General features: G+C 63.9%; 15 protein-coding genes and 3 pseudogenes. 5 read left to right on the top strand and 13 right to left on the bottom strand.

Annotated features, from left to right (window positions below):
- The 4 genes and pseudogenes from AUC71_RS02565 to mdh form a co-directional block, all read right to left on the bottom strand.
- Positions 1-1,175 (bottom strand): annotated as a pseudogene (locus tag AUC71_RS02565) (2-oxoglutarate dehydrogenase E1 subunit family protein); the annotation flags it as partial.
- A 78-nt stretch (positions 1,176-1,253) separates the two neighbouring features.
- Positions 1,254-2,126 (bottom strand): succinate--CoA ligase subunit alpha, encoded by an 873-nt coding sequence (gene sucD / locus AUC71_RS02560; protein WP_069623009.1) that lies wholly within the window; start codon positions 2,124-2,126, stop codon positions 1,254-1,256.
- Positions 2,127-2,206: 80 nt separating this feature from the next.
- The gene (sucC, locus tag AUC71_RS02555) at positions 2,207-3,376 is read right to left on the bottom strand and encodes an ADP-forming succinate--CoA ligase subunit beta (RefSeq protein ID WP_069623008.1); all 1,170 of its coding nucleotides are present in this window, start codon (positions 3,374-3,376) and stop codon (positions 2,207-2,209) included.
- Positions 3,377-3,413: 37 nt separating this feature from the next.
- Positions 3,414-4,376 (bottom strand): malate dehydrogenase, encoded by a 963-nt coding sequence (gene mdh, locus AUC71_RS02550; RefSeq protein ID WP_069623007.1) that lies wholly within the window; start codon positions 4,374-4,376, stop codon positions 3,414-3,416.
- 215 nt (positions 4,377-4,591) lie between these two features.
- On the opposite strand from mdh, the gene AUC71_RS02545 reads away from it, so the two are divergent.
- Positions 4,592-5,053, top strand: a complete 462-nt coding sequence (locus AUC71_RS02545; RefSeq protein WP_069623006.1) for a hypothetical protein — start codon at positions 4,592-4,594, stop codon at positions 5,051-5,053.
- On the opposite strand, the gene AUC71_RS02540 is transcribed toward AUC71_RS02545, so the two are convergent.
- On the bottom strand, positions 5,050-5,451 hold the full coding sequence (locus AUC71_RS02540; protein WP_069623005.1) for a cupin domain-containing protein: 402 nt from the start codon (positions 5,449-5,451) through the stop codon (positions 5,050-5,052). The two genes, AUC71_RS02545 and AUC71_RS02540, sit on opposite strands and share 4 nt — an antisense overlap.
- A 99-nt stretch (positions 5,452-5,550) precedes the next feature.
- Between AUC71_RS02540 and AUC71_RS19925 the strand changes: the two genes are divergently transcribed.
- Entirely contained in the window at positions 5,551-5,718 is a 168-nt protein-coding gene (locus AUC71_RS19925; protein WP_193427003.1) for a hypothetical protein, read from the top strand.
- 288 nt (positions 5,719-6,006) lie between these two features.
- Here the strand turns inward: AUC71_RS19925 and AUC71_RS02535 are convergent, their stop codons facing one another.
- Both AUC71_RS02535 and AUC71_RS02530 read right to left on the bottom strand, forming a co-directional pair.
- Positions 6,007-6,315, bottom strand: a complete 309-nt coding sequence (locus tag AUC71_RS02535) for a hypothetical protein (protein ID WP_069623004.1) — start codon at positions 6,313-6,315, stop codon at positions 6,007-6,009.
- A 197-nt stretch (positions 6,316-6,512) separates the two neighbouring features.
- Entirely contained in the window at positions 6,513-6,797 is a 285-nt protein-coding gene (locus AUC71_RS02530; protein ID WP_069623003.1) for a hypothetical protein, read from the bottom strand.
- Between the two features lie 257 nt (positions 6,798-7,054).
- On the opposite strand from AUC71_RS02530, the gene AUC71_RS18445 reads away from it, so the two are divergent.
- Entirely contained in the window at positions 7,055-7,375 is a 321-nt protein-coding gene (locus tag AUC71_RS18445) for a hypothetical protein (protein ID WP_141701392.1), read from the top strand.
- Positions 7,366-7,506 carry a hypothetical protein gene (locus tag AUC71_RS19130; protein ID WP_158007672.1) on the top strand — a complete coding sequence of 47 codons (141 nt, stop codon included), beginning with the start codon at positions 7,366-7,368 and terminating at the stop codon, positions 7,504-7,506. The genes AUC71_RS18445 and AUC71_RS19130 overlap by 10 nt, the downstream gene beginning before the upstream one ends.
- Before the next feature lie 176 nt (positions 7,507-7,682).
- Here the strand turns inward: AUC71_RS19130 and AUC71_RS02525 are convergent.
- From AUC71_RS02525 to AUC71_RS02510, 4 genes and pseudogenes are all read right to left on the bottom strand, one after another.
- Positions 7,683-8,068: pseudogene (locus tag AUC71_RS02525) on the bottom strand (VOC family protein).
- A gap of 129 nt (positions 8,069-8,197) precedes the next feature.
- Positions 8,198-8,983, bottom strand: coding sequence for a succinate dehydrogenase iron-sulfur subunit (locus AUC71_RS02520; protein WP_069623002.1), 786 nt, complete (start codon positions 8,981-8,983; stop codon positions 8,198-8,200).
- Positions 8,984-9,077: 94 nt separating this feature from the next.
- The gene (locus tag AUC71_RS02515) at positions 9,078-9,275 is read right to left on the bottom strand and encodes a hypothetical protein (protein ID WP_069623001.1); all 198 of its coding nucleotides are present in this window, start codon (positions 9,273-9,275) and stop codon (positions 9,078-9,080) included.
- Positions 9,276-9,399: 124 nt separating this feature from the next.
- The gene (locus AUC71_RS02510; protein ID WP_083238012.1) at positions 9,400-11,292 is read right to left on the bottom strand and encodes a CHASE3 domain-containing protein; all 1,893 of its coding nucleotides are present in this window, start codon (positions 11,290-11,292) and stop codon (positions 9,400-9,402) included.
- A 100-nt stretch (positions 11,293-11,392) separates the two neighbouring features.
- On the opposite strand from AUC71_RS02510, the gene AUC71_RS02505 reads away from it, so the two are divergent.
- On the top strand, positions 11,393-11,752 hold the full coding sequence (locus AUC71_RS02505) for a response regulator (RefSeq protein WP_083238011.1): 360 nt from the start codon (positions 11,393-11,395) through the stop codon (positions 11,750-11,752).
- Here the strand turns inward: AUC71_RS02505 and AUC71_RS02500 are convergent.
- A complete protein-coding gene (locus AUC71_RS02500) occupies positions 11,742-12,476 on the bottom strand; it encodes a hypothetical protein (RefSeq protein ID WP_069623000.1) in 735 nt (244 codons plus the stop codon). The genes AUC71_RS02505 and AUC71_RS02500 overlap by 11 nt on opposite strands.
- A 1-nt stretch (position 12,477) precedes the next feature.
- A pseudogene (locus AUC71_RS02495) lies at positions 12,478-12,884 on the bottom strand (succinate dehydrogenase/fumarate reductase flavoprotein subunit); the annotation flags it as partial.

The raw sequence follows: 12,884 nt of genomic DNA, 5'->3' as shown, positions 1-12,884 counted from the left end.
AGTGGATCGAGCCGCCGGTGCGGTGGCCGCGCAAGCCCGACAGCCCCAAGCATTCGGCGACCACGCCTTGGCCGGCGAAGGCGGCATCGCCATGCAGCAGGAGCGGCAGCACCTCCTTGCGCTCCTTATCACCCATCTGGTCCTGCTTGGCGCGCACCTTGCCGAGGACCACGGGATCGACGATCTCGAGATGCGAGGGGTTCGCGGTCAGCGACAGGTGAACGCGGTTGTCGTCGAACTCGCGGTCCGACGACGCGCCCAGGTGATATTTCACGTCGCCGGAGCCCTCGACGTCGTCGGGTTGGGCCGAGCCGCCGCGGAACTCGTTGAAGATGGCGCGGTAGGTCTTCGCCATGACGTTGGCGAGCACGTTGAGCGCCCGCGATGAGGCATGCCGATGACGATCTCGCGCACGCCGAGCTGACCGCCACGCTTGATGATCTGCTCCAGCGCCGGAATCATGGATTCGCCGCCGTCCAGGCCGAAGCGCTTGGTGCCGGTATATTTGACGTTGAGGAAGCGCTCGGAGCCTTCCGCCTCGATGAGCTTGGTCAGGATCGCGCGCTTGCCCTGGTCGGTGAAGCTCACCTCCGCGCTCTCGATGCGCTCCTGCATCCAGGCGCGCTGCTCGGGATCGGAGATGTGCATGTACTCGAAGCCGATGCTCCCGGCATAGGCCTTGTTCAGGACATCGAGCACTTGGCGCAGATTGGCGAACTCGAAGCCGAGCGCACCGCCGATATAGATCGGTCTCGTGTAGTCGGCCTTGGTGAAGCCGTAAGTGGCTGGGTTGAGCTCGGGATGCTCGCCTCGGTCGATGAGGCGAAGCGGGTCGAGCTGGGCGATGAGATGGCCCCGGGTGCGATAGGCGCGGATCAGCATGCGGGCGCCGAGCGTGTCGCGGGCCGCATCGAGCGCCTGCTGCTGCGTCAGCGCGCCGGACGGCGGCGCCGTCATGGGCAGCGTGGTGCGGCCAATCCCCCAGGAGGGGCCTTGCGCATCGGCAAGCACCGCGGCCGCGTCGTCGCCGAGACTGGCGAAGAAGCTCTGCCATTCGGGGCCTAGGGAGGAGGGGTCCGCCTCGTAGAGCGCGTAGAGCTCAGCGAGATAGGCGCGTTCGCGCCATCCAAGAACGACGTGCGGGCAAACACCTCGTTCAGTTCGTGTCGTGTCATTGCACCAACCTGCCGGTCCGTAACTGGAACACCGGCCTGAAGGGCAATCAAGGCGACCGTTAGGCGCCCGGCGCTCCGTTACTTGAAAATTCCTGCAAGGGTCGTTCCAAGGGCCGCAGGGGATTGCGCGACCACGATACCAGCCTCTTGCATTGCCTCAATTTTACTCTTTGCGTCGCCTTTGCCGCCTGAGATGACGGCACCGGCATGACCCATGCGGGCGCCCGGGCGGCGCCGTGGCGCCCGCCACGAAGCCACGATCGGCTTCTTGTTGCCCGCCGCGATGAGGAACTCCGCCGCCTCTTCCTCGGCGCTGCCCCCGATCTCGCCGATCATGATGATGGCCTCGGTGGCGTCGTCCTCAAGAAAGAGAGAAAGCGCGTCGACGAAGTTCGTGCCGTTGACCGGATCGCCGCCGATGCCGATGCAGGTGGTCTGGCCGAGGCCGACCGCGGTCGTCTGCGCCACGGCCTCGTAGGTGAGAGTGCCCGAGCGGGAGACGATCCCCACCCGGCCAGGCGTGTGGATATGGCCCGGCATGATGCCGATCTTGCATTCGCCCGGCGTGATGATGCCCGGGCAGTTCGGGCCGATCAGGCGAGTGCCCGATTCGCACAGCGCCCGCTTGACCTTGACCATGTCGAGGACGGGCACGCCCTCGGTAATCGCCACCACGAGGGCTACGCCAGCGTCGATCGCCTCCAGAATGGCGTCCGCGGCGAAAGGCGGCGGCACGTAGACGGCGGACGCTTCGGCGCCGGTCGCCTCGACCGCCTCGCGAACCGTATCGAAGACCGGCAGGTCGAGATGGGTGGTGCCGCCTTTGCCGGGCGTGACGCCGCCGACCATTTTGGTGCCGTAGGCGATGGCTTGCTCGGTGTGGAAGGTGCCTTGCGAGCCGGTGAAGCCCTGGCAGAGGACGCGCGTGTTCTTATCGACGAGTACGGACATGATGTGAGGTTAGGCCGGTTAGCGGAAGGATTGGTGACAAAAGGCGGAAAGAGAGTACTGCAAAGATCGGGCCGCAAAAATCAAGCCGCAGCCTTGACGGCGGCGACGGCCTTCTTGGCGGCGTCGTCGAGGTCGTCGGCCGGGATGATGGCGAGGCCAGAATTGGATAGCAGCTCCTTGCCGCGCTCCACATTGGTGCCTTCGAGGCGCACGACCAGCGGCGCGGCGAGATTGGTTTCCTTTGCCGCGGCGATGATGCCCTCAGCGATGGTGTCGCAGCGCATGATGCCGCCGAAGATGTTGACGAGCACGCCCTTCACGTTGGGGTCCGAGAGGATGATCTTGAAAGCCTCGGTCACGCGCTCCTTGGTGGCACCGCCGCCGACATCGAGAAAGTTCGCCGGCTCGCCGCCATAGAGCTTGATGATGTCCATGGTGGCCATGGCGAGACCCGCGCCGTTGACCATGCAGCCGATCGAGCCGTCGAGCTTGACGTAAGAGAGGTCGTGCTTGGAGGCCTCGACCTCCGCCGGGTCCTCCTCGTGGATGTCGCGCAAGGCTTCGATGTCGGGATGGCGGAACAGCGCGTTGTCCTCGAAGCCGATCTTGGCGTCGAGGCAGACGAGCCTGTCGTCGCCGGTCACCACGAGCGGGTTGATCTCGATGAGGCTCGCGTCCTTCTCCATGAAGAGCGTGTAGAGCGTCTTGATCAGCTTGGCGCATTGCTTGGCGAGGTCGCCCTTGAGCTTCAGGGCTGAGGCGATGACACGGCCATGGAAGCCGCTCAAGCCCGTGGCGGGGTCCACGTCGATCGTGGTGATGAGCTCGGGCGTATTGGCCGCGACTTCCTCGATGTTCACGCCGCCCTCGGTTGAGGCGACGAAGGCCACGCGGCCTGTGGCCCGGTCCACCAGCAGCGAGAGATAGAGCTCGCGCGCGATGGAGGTGTCCTCGACCACATAGACGCTACGCACCATGCGGCCCTTCGGCCCGGTCTGGGGCGTGATCAGCGGTTTGCCGAGCATGCGGTCGGCCTCGGCGTGCAACTCCTCAAGCGTCTTGACCAGCTTGATGCCGCCGCCTTTGCCGCGCCCGCCGGCGTGGATCTGCGCCTTGACGACGAAGACCTCGCCCTCGAGGCCCTTGGCTTTCTCGGCCGCTTCTTCCGCCGTGGCGGCAATGTGGCCCTTGGCGACAGGGGCGCCATAGGCCTTGAGGAGGTCCTTGGCCTGGTATTCGTGAATGTTCATTCGCTCGGCTTCGTGTTTGAACGTCCAGGCGGGATGCCTAGGCGAGGTTGGGTGCGATCCGCTGGCAGAGTTCGACGAGCGCCTTCACCGACTCCACCGAATGCATGAAGGCATCCTTCTCGGCCGAGGACAGATCGAGCTCGATGACGCGCTCGACGCCCTTGGCACTGATGATGACGGGCACACCGGCATAAATACCCTTCACGCCGTACTCGCCGTTGAGATAGGCGGCGGCGGGCAGCACCCGCTTCTCGTCGTTGAGATAGGACTCGGCCATGTCGAGCGCGGCGCTCGCCGGCGCATAATAGGCGGAGCCGGTCTTGAGCAGACCGACGATCTCGGCGCCGCCGTCGCGGGTGCGCTGGACGATCTCATCGAGGCGTTTCTGGGTGATCCAGCGCATCTTGACGAGATCGGCAAGCGGGATACCGGCCACCGATGAATAGCGGATCAGCGGCACCATGGTGTCGCCGTGACCGCCGAGCACCATGGCATGGATGTCCTGCGGGCTCACGTCGAACTCCTCGGAGAGGAAGAAGCGGAAGCGGGCGCTATCGAGCACGCCGGCCATGCCGACCACCTTGTTGCGGGGCAGGCCGGAGGTCTTCTGGAGCGCCCAGACCATGGCGTCGAGCGGGTTGGTGACGCAAATGACGAAGGCCTCGGGCGCGTATTTCCGAAGGCCCGCGCCCACCTGCTCCATCACTTTCAGATTGATCTCGAGCAGGTCGTCGCGGCTCATGCCGGGCTTGCGCGGCACGCCGGCGGTGACGATCACCACGTCGGCGTCCTTGATCTCGGCGTATTCGTTGGCGCCCTTGACCTTGGGCACGAAGCCATGAACGGGGGCGGAGTGAGAGAGGTCCAGCGCCTTGCCTTGGGGAACCCCGTCGACCACATCGAACAGGATGATGTCGCCAAGCTCCTTGATGCCGGCAAGATGGGCGATGGTGCCGCCGATCTGGCCCGCGCCAATCAATGCAATCTTACTCCGCGCCATGAAAACCCCCTTTTGGAAAAAGGCACCCTAAAATGGCCGCATCGTCCGCATTTCCGGCCCTGATGAACTCGCTGGTTGGTTAAATGCAATCGGGCGTTCGCGCAAGGTGCCGTTTTGCGACAGCGCGCGCGCCCATCTCCCGCCACCGGAGATGGACCGTGACCCGCGCTATCGGCTAGGGTCTGTAAGGACGGAATCCCAAGGACGAGGTTCGTATGGCGGAGAAAGGGCCGGTCAGGGCCGCAGAACGGCCTGCGCCGACGGACGAGGAGCTCGACCGCACCCCGCCGCTGCCGCTCGTGGTGTGGGCGGCGCGCTGCACCGCCTATTTCCTGGCGCTCGGCGGCATCATGCTCGTGTCCTATCTCTTCTATGGCTTCGACACCGATCCTCAGAGCTTCCCGCCGGGCTTTCGCCTGAACCCGCTCCAGGCAGGGGTCAATTTCATTTGGGGAGGGGTCGGGACCGCCATCGGCTTCTTCCGGCCGCGTTTCGCCACCGGCTTCGTGCTCGCCTTCGCCGCGTTCTACACGCTGGTGGCGAGCCTCGGCACCTTCGCCGGCTCGGCGCTCGGCATGGAATTGGGTACGCCCGCCAAGGTGTTTTACTGGGTGGTGGTGGCCGGCGCCTGGGCCGTGGGCTTACGCGCTCTGCTCAAGCCGCGCCGGGCCGCCTAGCGTTCCGTCTTCGGCGGCTCCACGTCCTCGGCCAGGGGCTGATCCACCGGCTTGATCCGGACGACGAACAGCTCGACCGGCTCGGAGCCCTGGTTCAGGCCGCGATGGATCTTGTCGGGATGCAGGTAGAAGCTTTCGCCCGCCTTCAAATGTCTTGGGTCCTCCCCTTCGACCTCGAGGATCATCTCTCCCGAAAGCACATAGGAGATCTCGTGCGCTCCCGGATGGATATGCCACGGCAGCACGGTGCCCGGCGGGAAACGGTAGTAGTCGGTGACAACCTGCTTGGTTGCGTCTCCTGCCAACGGCTCGACGGATAGTTCTTTCTTGGTGACGCCTTCCGCCACGCCGGCATCGCGGGCGGCAGCCGGCGTTCCGCCGAGAAGAGCAAGCAGCACAGAACCGCGGGCGGGAAAATGAAATGTGTGTGTGTCATCGGCGCAGTCTAGCGCGGGGCCGAAGCAAAAGGATAGCGTGGTGCCGACAAGGCCAGCAGCATGGAGACCTCTATGACCTATACCTGGACAGGCGCGCAGTACGGGATCGGCTTCGGGACGGCGCTCGCGATCGCCATCTCGTACGACAACAACCACTCAATCCTGTGGGCCATCATCCACGGCTTCTTCAACTGGCTCTACGTGATCTATTTCGCGATCGCTTACTAGCAGCGCTCGGCTTCACCGGGTCGCGGCCGTCTACTGCTTCCGTCTCGCTCGCCTGGGGTTCGGGGTCGCGCTTCCGCGGAAAGGTCGGCGGCGCGATCACGGCGAACCCGCCTGCCAGACTCAGACAGATCGCTTGCTCAAGTCGCAGTCCCATCGAAACCTCCTCCTGGCTCTCGGACCCGCGTCCTTAAGACTTAAACTCGGGAGGATGGGTCGTGTTCCCCTTCTGCGCATGCGGGAACCCCCTCCGGTTGGGAGGGGGTTCACAATGCTCGGTTTTTGTAGGGCTTAGCGAATGGTGATGCTGAAGCCCGGGCCGCGGTCGTAACCGTAGCCGTACGGCGCACGGTAGCCGTAACGATAGCGGTTGCCGTAATAGCTGTAGCGCGGCCCATAGTAACTACGGTTGTAACCGTAGTTGCGGTAATGGCGCTTCACGTAGCGGTTGTTCCTCGGACCGATAGGCTCGTAGGTGCCGCCGAAATAGCCGTCGCGTTGGATAGACTTCGCTTCGGCCATGGAAGCGGGTGCTGCGATCAGAGCGGCGCCGGCCAGCAGCGACAAGGCCAGGGCGCTATGGCGAATCATGTTCTTCATTAGAAGCCTCCGTTCGTTGGCTTGTTCCATAATGGTAAAACGGATGAGCGTAGGTGCGGGTTCCGGTTGCCGCCAACATGTCGCGGTTCTGTGATCACCGGGCGTTCTGTCTGCGCATCTCGGCCTGCACAAAAAAGAAGGACGAAGCTCGATGCTCCGTCCTTCTTACGTACGCGTGGTGCCTTTGGCGTGTAGCGCTATCGGATGATGATCGAGAATCCCGGGGCGCCGTAGAACCAGCCGGGAGCCGGACGGCGATAGCCGTAGCGGCTGTGACTGTATCGCCGATCCCAGCCGTAGCGGTTGTTGTAGCCTTTACGGGCATACCCGCGATGGCGGTTATGCTGGTAGTGCTTCTTGTTCCAAGACTTGCCCCAGGACCGATCGTGGTAACCGCGATCGGCCATGGCGGGCGCGGCGGTCATCACAGTCCCGGCGAGAAGCGCAAGCGCCAGCGCGCCGGCGCGGAGCGCAATAGTCATTTCGGACCTCCTTGCGTTGGTCCTCGGCATGGGGAGACCCTACCGATTGCATTTGTCCCGCCGATGTCCGCGCGTGACAAAACGTGTCCGGTCCGGACGCAATTGTTTCGCTTTGTGAAAGTGTGACGAAGCGGCCGCATTTCGTGGCTGCGATCCATGCAGCCAAGCCGGTTGCCCCTGCCCCAAAAGCCGCGCAATCTGGCGTTAGGGCCTTCTCAGGCTTATGAAAAGGCATGGATTTGCGCGGAAACTTGCAAATGCGTTTGGCTCCGTTGGCCGCCCTGACCGTGGCGGCGGCTCTCGTCTCGAGTTGCGGCGGCGGGGGCTCCGGCCCCGAGGACGCCATCCGGCAGCTCAGCCAGGTCGATTACGGCAAGCCCTATATCGGCATGAGGAAGGACGAGGTCCTGCGCTGCGCCGGCCAGCCGCGTTCGCGCATCCCTGCGGGCAAGACCACCGAGACGCTGGTTTATCACTATACAGGCGGCGGGCCCGTGCCTCGAGCGGCGAGGGGAACAAGCAGAAGGCGACGTGCACGGCGAGCCTCACCTTCGAGAAGGATACGCTGGTGCGCGTGAGCTACGCGCATATGGAAGTGCGCAGCCCCTACGACTGGCAGAGCGAGGACGACCCCAAGAAGGCCGAGGAGATGCGCCGGTCGGAGGTGCCGTCTTGCGTGTTCTCGTTGCCGCGCTGTCCGCGGACGTGATTTTTGCGCTACCGCGCTTTCGCGCTACTTGAGCGCGTTTAACGTCGCGCTACAGCTTCGCACCTTGAGCGCTTTATGATGCGCTACCGCTTCGCTGCTTGAGCGGTTTATCTCACGCGCTACCGCTTCGCTGCTTGAGTGCTTTTTTATGCGCTACCGCTTCGCTGCTTGAGCGCCTAAGCCGGCGCGTGGCACACGGCCTCGATGTTGTTGCCGTCCGGGTCGAGCACGAAGGCGCCGTAATAATTGGCGTGATAGATGGGGCGGAGCCCCGGCGCGCCGTTGTCCTTGGCGCCCGCGGCGAGCGCCGCCTGATAGAACGCATCGACGTCGGCGCGCGACTGCGCGGCGAAGGCCACATGCACGTGGCCTCCCGCCTTCTCGTCTTCTCCCAGCCAGAAGAACGGCTTTCCTTCCGCGCCGAAGCCGACGGCGGCGCCGTTACCGCTCTGCTCGGCGGAGATTTGCATGATCACCGCGATGCCGAGAGGCTAAGCGCCTTCATATAGAATTCGGTGGCGCGGGCGATGTCGCTGACCGGCATGCCGATATGATCGATCACGGGTTCGCTACGCTCCTCTATTGGTTGCGCTACCGGCCTCTGGCCTACTTGAGCGCTTTTGTGATGCGCTACCGCTTCGCTGCTTGAGCGCTTTTCTTATGCGCTACCGCTTCGCTGCTTGAGCGCGCTTTAAGTTCGCTCGACCATCTTGCGCTTGAGATTGGCGATAGCCGCCGCCGGGTTCAGGCCCTTGGGGCAGGCCTTGGTGCAATTGAGAATGGTGTGGCAACGATAGAGCCGGAACGGGTCTTCCAGATCGTCGAGGCGCTCGCCAGTGCGTTCGTCGCGTGAATCCTCCACCCAGCGATTGGCCTGCAACAGAACGGCCGGGCCGAGATAGCGGTCGCTGTTCCACCAATAGGACGGGCAGGCGGTGGAGCAGCAGGCGCAGAGGATGCACTCGTAAAGGCCGTCGAGCTTCTCGCGGTCGTCGTGGCTTTGGCGCCATTCCTTCTGGGGCGTGGGGCTGTCGGTCTTCAGCCACGGCTCGATGGCCCGGTGCTGCGCGTAGAACTGCGTCATGTCCGGCACCAGATCCTTGATCACCGGCATGTGCGGCAACGGATAGACGGCGATCGAGCCCTTGGCGTCGTCGGCGTGCATGGTGCAGGCGAGCGTGTTGGTGCCGGCGATATTCATGGAGCAGGAACCGCACACCCCTTCGCGGCAGGAGCGGCGGAAGGTCAGCGTGGCGTCGATGTTGTTCTTGATCCAGATGAGGGCGTCCAGAATCATCGGCCCGCAATCGTCCATGTCGACCCAGTAGGTATCGACGCGCGGGTTGTCGCCGGTTTCAGGGTCGTAGCGGTAGATGCGGTATTCGCGCCAGCGCCCGGCGTCCGCGTCCTTGGCGGGCGGATTCCAGGCCTTGCCCTTCTTGATCTTGGAGTTCTTGGGAAGCGTGAACTGGACCATTTCTATCGATTCCTCTGCCCAGGCCGGTTTTGACCGCCATTTTAGTTAGTTCGTAGCCAGTCAAAGCGGTCCGGGCAAGGGAGAGATAGCCGCATCAGGCCCGGATGCGCGCCTCCCACAGCAGCCGATCGATGCGCCGTTCCGCCTCGGCGATAGCGTCATCCAACGTGGGTGCGTCGACGCTGCCGCGGCTCAGGATCGGCACGCCCGGCCGCGACGGACGGATTCGCACCTGCCAGCCCGGCCGGGCGGCTTGCCCTTGCAGAATGTACCCCCGGTAGCGTGTGTACATGGCTGAACCTCGCTTCCCTGCGAATTTGGCTCGAATTGTCGAGCAATTGTCGAGGGTCAACGCCAAGGGCGGCTAAAAGATCAAAATCGGTTCTGACCTTGGTTAGCGCCGGGTTTATCCGATGTCAGGCGCGGTCCAGCAGCTCCCGGATCTTTCGGGCGAGATCCTGTGCGGTGTACGGCTTGTTCAGGAGATCGACGTCGCGGTCGAGACGCCCCTGATGAACGATGGCGTTGCGCGTATAGCCGGTGGTGAACAGCACGGGCAGATCCCGATATTTCCGCCTGACCTCGTCCGCAAGCGTCCGCCCGTTGAGGCCGCCCGGCAGAACCACGTCGGTGAACAAGAGATCGATGGGCGGTTTGGTGGCCAGAAGCTCGATGGCGGCCACGGTGTCGGAAGCTTCGAGTACGGCATAGCCCAGCCCGTGAAGCACGGTCGCGGCGTATTCCCGGACGCCATCGTTGTCTTCCACGAGCAGGATGGTCTCCTGAGACCCGGCACGCGGCGGCGGCGTTTGCGCCTCGGCTTTGGCGGCGGGTACGGCGTTCTGTTCCTCGGCGGCGCTCATGCGTGGCAGGTAAAGCTTCACGGTGGTGCCGTGACCCTCCTCGCTGTAGATGCGCACGTGCCCTCCCGACTGTTTGACGAAACCGTGGACCATGGAGAGGCCGAGTCCCGATCCTTCGCCGGCAGGTTTGGTCGAGAAGAACGGATCGAACACGTGCTCGATGATGTTGGCGGGGATGCCGGTTCCGGTGTCGGTCACGCAGAGCACGACGTACTGCCCAGGCTCGATGTCGCCGAAGCGGCGCGTGTACGCGTCGTCGAGATAGGTGTTCGCGGTCTCGATCGTGAGACAGCCACCCTCGGGCATGGCGGCCCGGGCATTGAGGGCGAGATTCAGCAGCGCATTTTCCAGTTGGTTGGGATCGATGAAGGCGGGCCAAAGGCCTGCGCCGAGCACCGTCTCGACACTGATCTGCTCGCCGATACTGCGCTTCAACAGGTCCGTCATATCGGTGACGAGCCGGTTCATGTCGACGCGCACCGGGTCCAGTGCCTGGCGGCGCGAGAAGGCGAGGAGGCGCTGCGTCAGCTGCGCTGCGCTGCGCGCGCCATACATGGCGGCATCGACCGGCTTCTCGAGCTTGGCGACGATCGTCTTGCTGGTCTTGTCCTTCTTCGCATCGGTGATACGCCGCTTCAGGGTATCGAGATTGCCCATGATGATGGTCAGAAGATTATTGAAGTCGTGAGCGATGCCGCCGGAGAGCTGGCCGACGGCCTCCATCTTCTGCACCTGCCGCAGCGAATCTTCCGCCTCCTGGCGGCGCAACGATTCTTCCTCCAGCTCCTGGGTGCGCGCGATGAGATCGGCGACCGCGTGCCGTGTGGCCGATGGCGAGAAGGGCGGTGAGCACCATCGCCGCGAGGGCCACGCCGACGCCGCCAGCCAGCGGCGGAGGTTGGATGCCATTTCCTGGCGCTGGTTGAGGAGCGAGCGCTCGGCGTTGAGAAACGTGAACAGCTCGTCGCGGATCGACTTGGAGAGTCCCTCGGCGTGGGCGGATTGGATGGTCGCGATCGCGTCGGCGCGGTCGCCTCGCTGATCGAGCGCGAGCGTGTCGTCCATCTCGGCGAGCTTCGCGTCTACGAGAGGGCCAAGCTTATCAAGACGGGCGCCCTGCTCGGAATTGTCGGCGACGAGGTCTCCCAATTCCACGAACAGGCGCGGTATGGTGGCCGTGGACTGGTTGAATTCGATCAGATAGTCGCTGTCGCGCGTCAGCAGATAGCCCCGCTTGGCGCCCTCCGCCAGCTGGACCTCGCTCAGCAGGGCTTCGCCCGCCTGCTGGACCTTGATGGTGTGCGCGAGCCAGAAATCCGCCTCGCTCGAACGCACAACAAGCACCGCCACGGCGATCACGGCCGCGGCCACCAGGCCCAAGCCGACAACGATGATCGTCCTCGAATTTCGGAGGAGGCGGTTGGCTTTGAGCAGACGATGCGGCACTGCGGTTTCCGTTGGCTAAGACACAGCAAAGCCGGTCATAGCGAACCGGCCATCTCCCTGATACAATAAGCTTCCGGCGGGTAATGTAAGGGTCTTTCCGGTGCCGCGCATCCTGGTCGTCGATGACGAGCCCCTAATTTCAATGATGGTCGAGGACTGGCTGACCGAACTCGGCTGCGAGGTGGTCGGTCCGGTGCGGTCCGTCGCGGACGGGATCGAATTTGCCACGGCGGCCGCCCTAGACGGGGCCATCCTCGATATTCGTCTCGGCGACGGCGATTCCTACCCGCTTGCGCGCGCCCTTCTCAGCCGTGGGATTCCCTTTGCTTTTGCCACGGGACAAGGGGACGGCGGCCTGGAGGCCGACTTCGAGAACCAGCTCATCCTCATGAAGCCGTTCGATTTCGCCTCGGTTCAGGACGTGGTGGGAAAGCTGCTGGCCAGCCAGGTCACCCCGTGACGTTGTAGGGAATCTGACCCCAATCCACGTCGGGGACCGGCGTATAGGGCGGATAGAACCGCCCATGCCGGGAATAGAGGCCATAGAGGTAGGTGTAAGGGCCTGTCAGGATGGGGCTCATGTCCTCTTGCAGGCGCGGGTCCCAGGCTTGCTCGGCGCTTTTGTCTTGCAGTGCTCCGAGAGCGACGGGCTGGCCGTCGCTGGTGAGCCCGATCCAGCGCCGGTTGGAGTCAATGACCAGCCAGCCATGCTCCGTCTTCACCTCGGTGACCGCGTGGGACCGGGCCTTTTGCTTGAGGAGGGCTTTGAGCGGGCTGCTTCCGTCTTCCGTCGAATAGACGGCAGCATGCCGCACCTCGTAGCCGAGATGGCTCAGCACCTTCTCGATGGCGCGGCTGCGGTCGTAGCAGAGACCGCGCTTTGCTTCATAGAGATCGCGAAGCTCGCGGGGCTGCCCGAGCGGAAGCCCCTTGTTCTTGGGGGCGGTCGAGAGCACAGCGTCCTGGACGGCGAGAATGGTGTTCACCTGCTCGCCGAAGCTCGTTGCCGGCTTCTGGCCCACGAGATCGCCATGTCCGGTCTCGCGCAGGACGCGTTCGGCATAGGCCGCATCGTCTTCCGTCAGTGCGGTGGAGACATCGTTGGTGACGAAGATAGCGACGAGGCCGAGCAAGACGAGAACGAGGACAAGCCAGACGGCGTGGCGCGCTCGCATCTTTCGCATGCTAGTACACGCGCTCCTTGGGCTCGATATAGGCGACCTCGTTGGACAGCGTGTAGGTGTGTACGGGCCGGAAATCGAGCCTCACCGTGTGCGTGCCGTAGTCCGCGTAGGACAAAGTGTGCTTCATCCAGTCGGCGTCGTCGCGCTTGGGAAAGTCTTCGCGGGCGTGTGCGCCTCTGGATTCCTCGCGGGCGAGCGCGCCTTGCACGGTAACGGCGGCCTGGCTGATCAGATTGTCGAACTCGAGCGTCTCGATCAGGTCGGTGTTCCAGATCAGCGAGCGGTCGGTGACGTCGATATCCGCCGCGTCGTCCCACACCTGCTTGACGCCCTTCACGCCTTCGGCAAGCACCTCCTTGGTGCGGAACACGGAGCAGTCGCGCTGCATGGTCTTTTGCATGCGCAGAC

Origin of the sequence: Methyloceanibacter marginalis (assembly GCF_001723295.1) — a bacterium.
In the GTDB taxonomy this organism is placed as follows: Bacteria; Pseudomonadota; Alphaproteobacteria; order Rhizobiales; family Methyloligellaceae; genus Methyloceanibacter; species Methyloceanibacter marginalis.
This window is presented reverse-complemented; position numbering and strand designations above follow the sequence as displayed.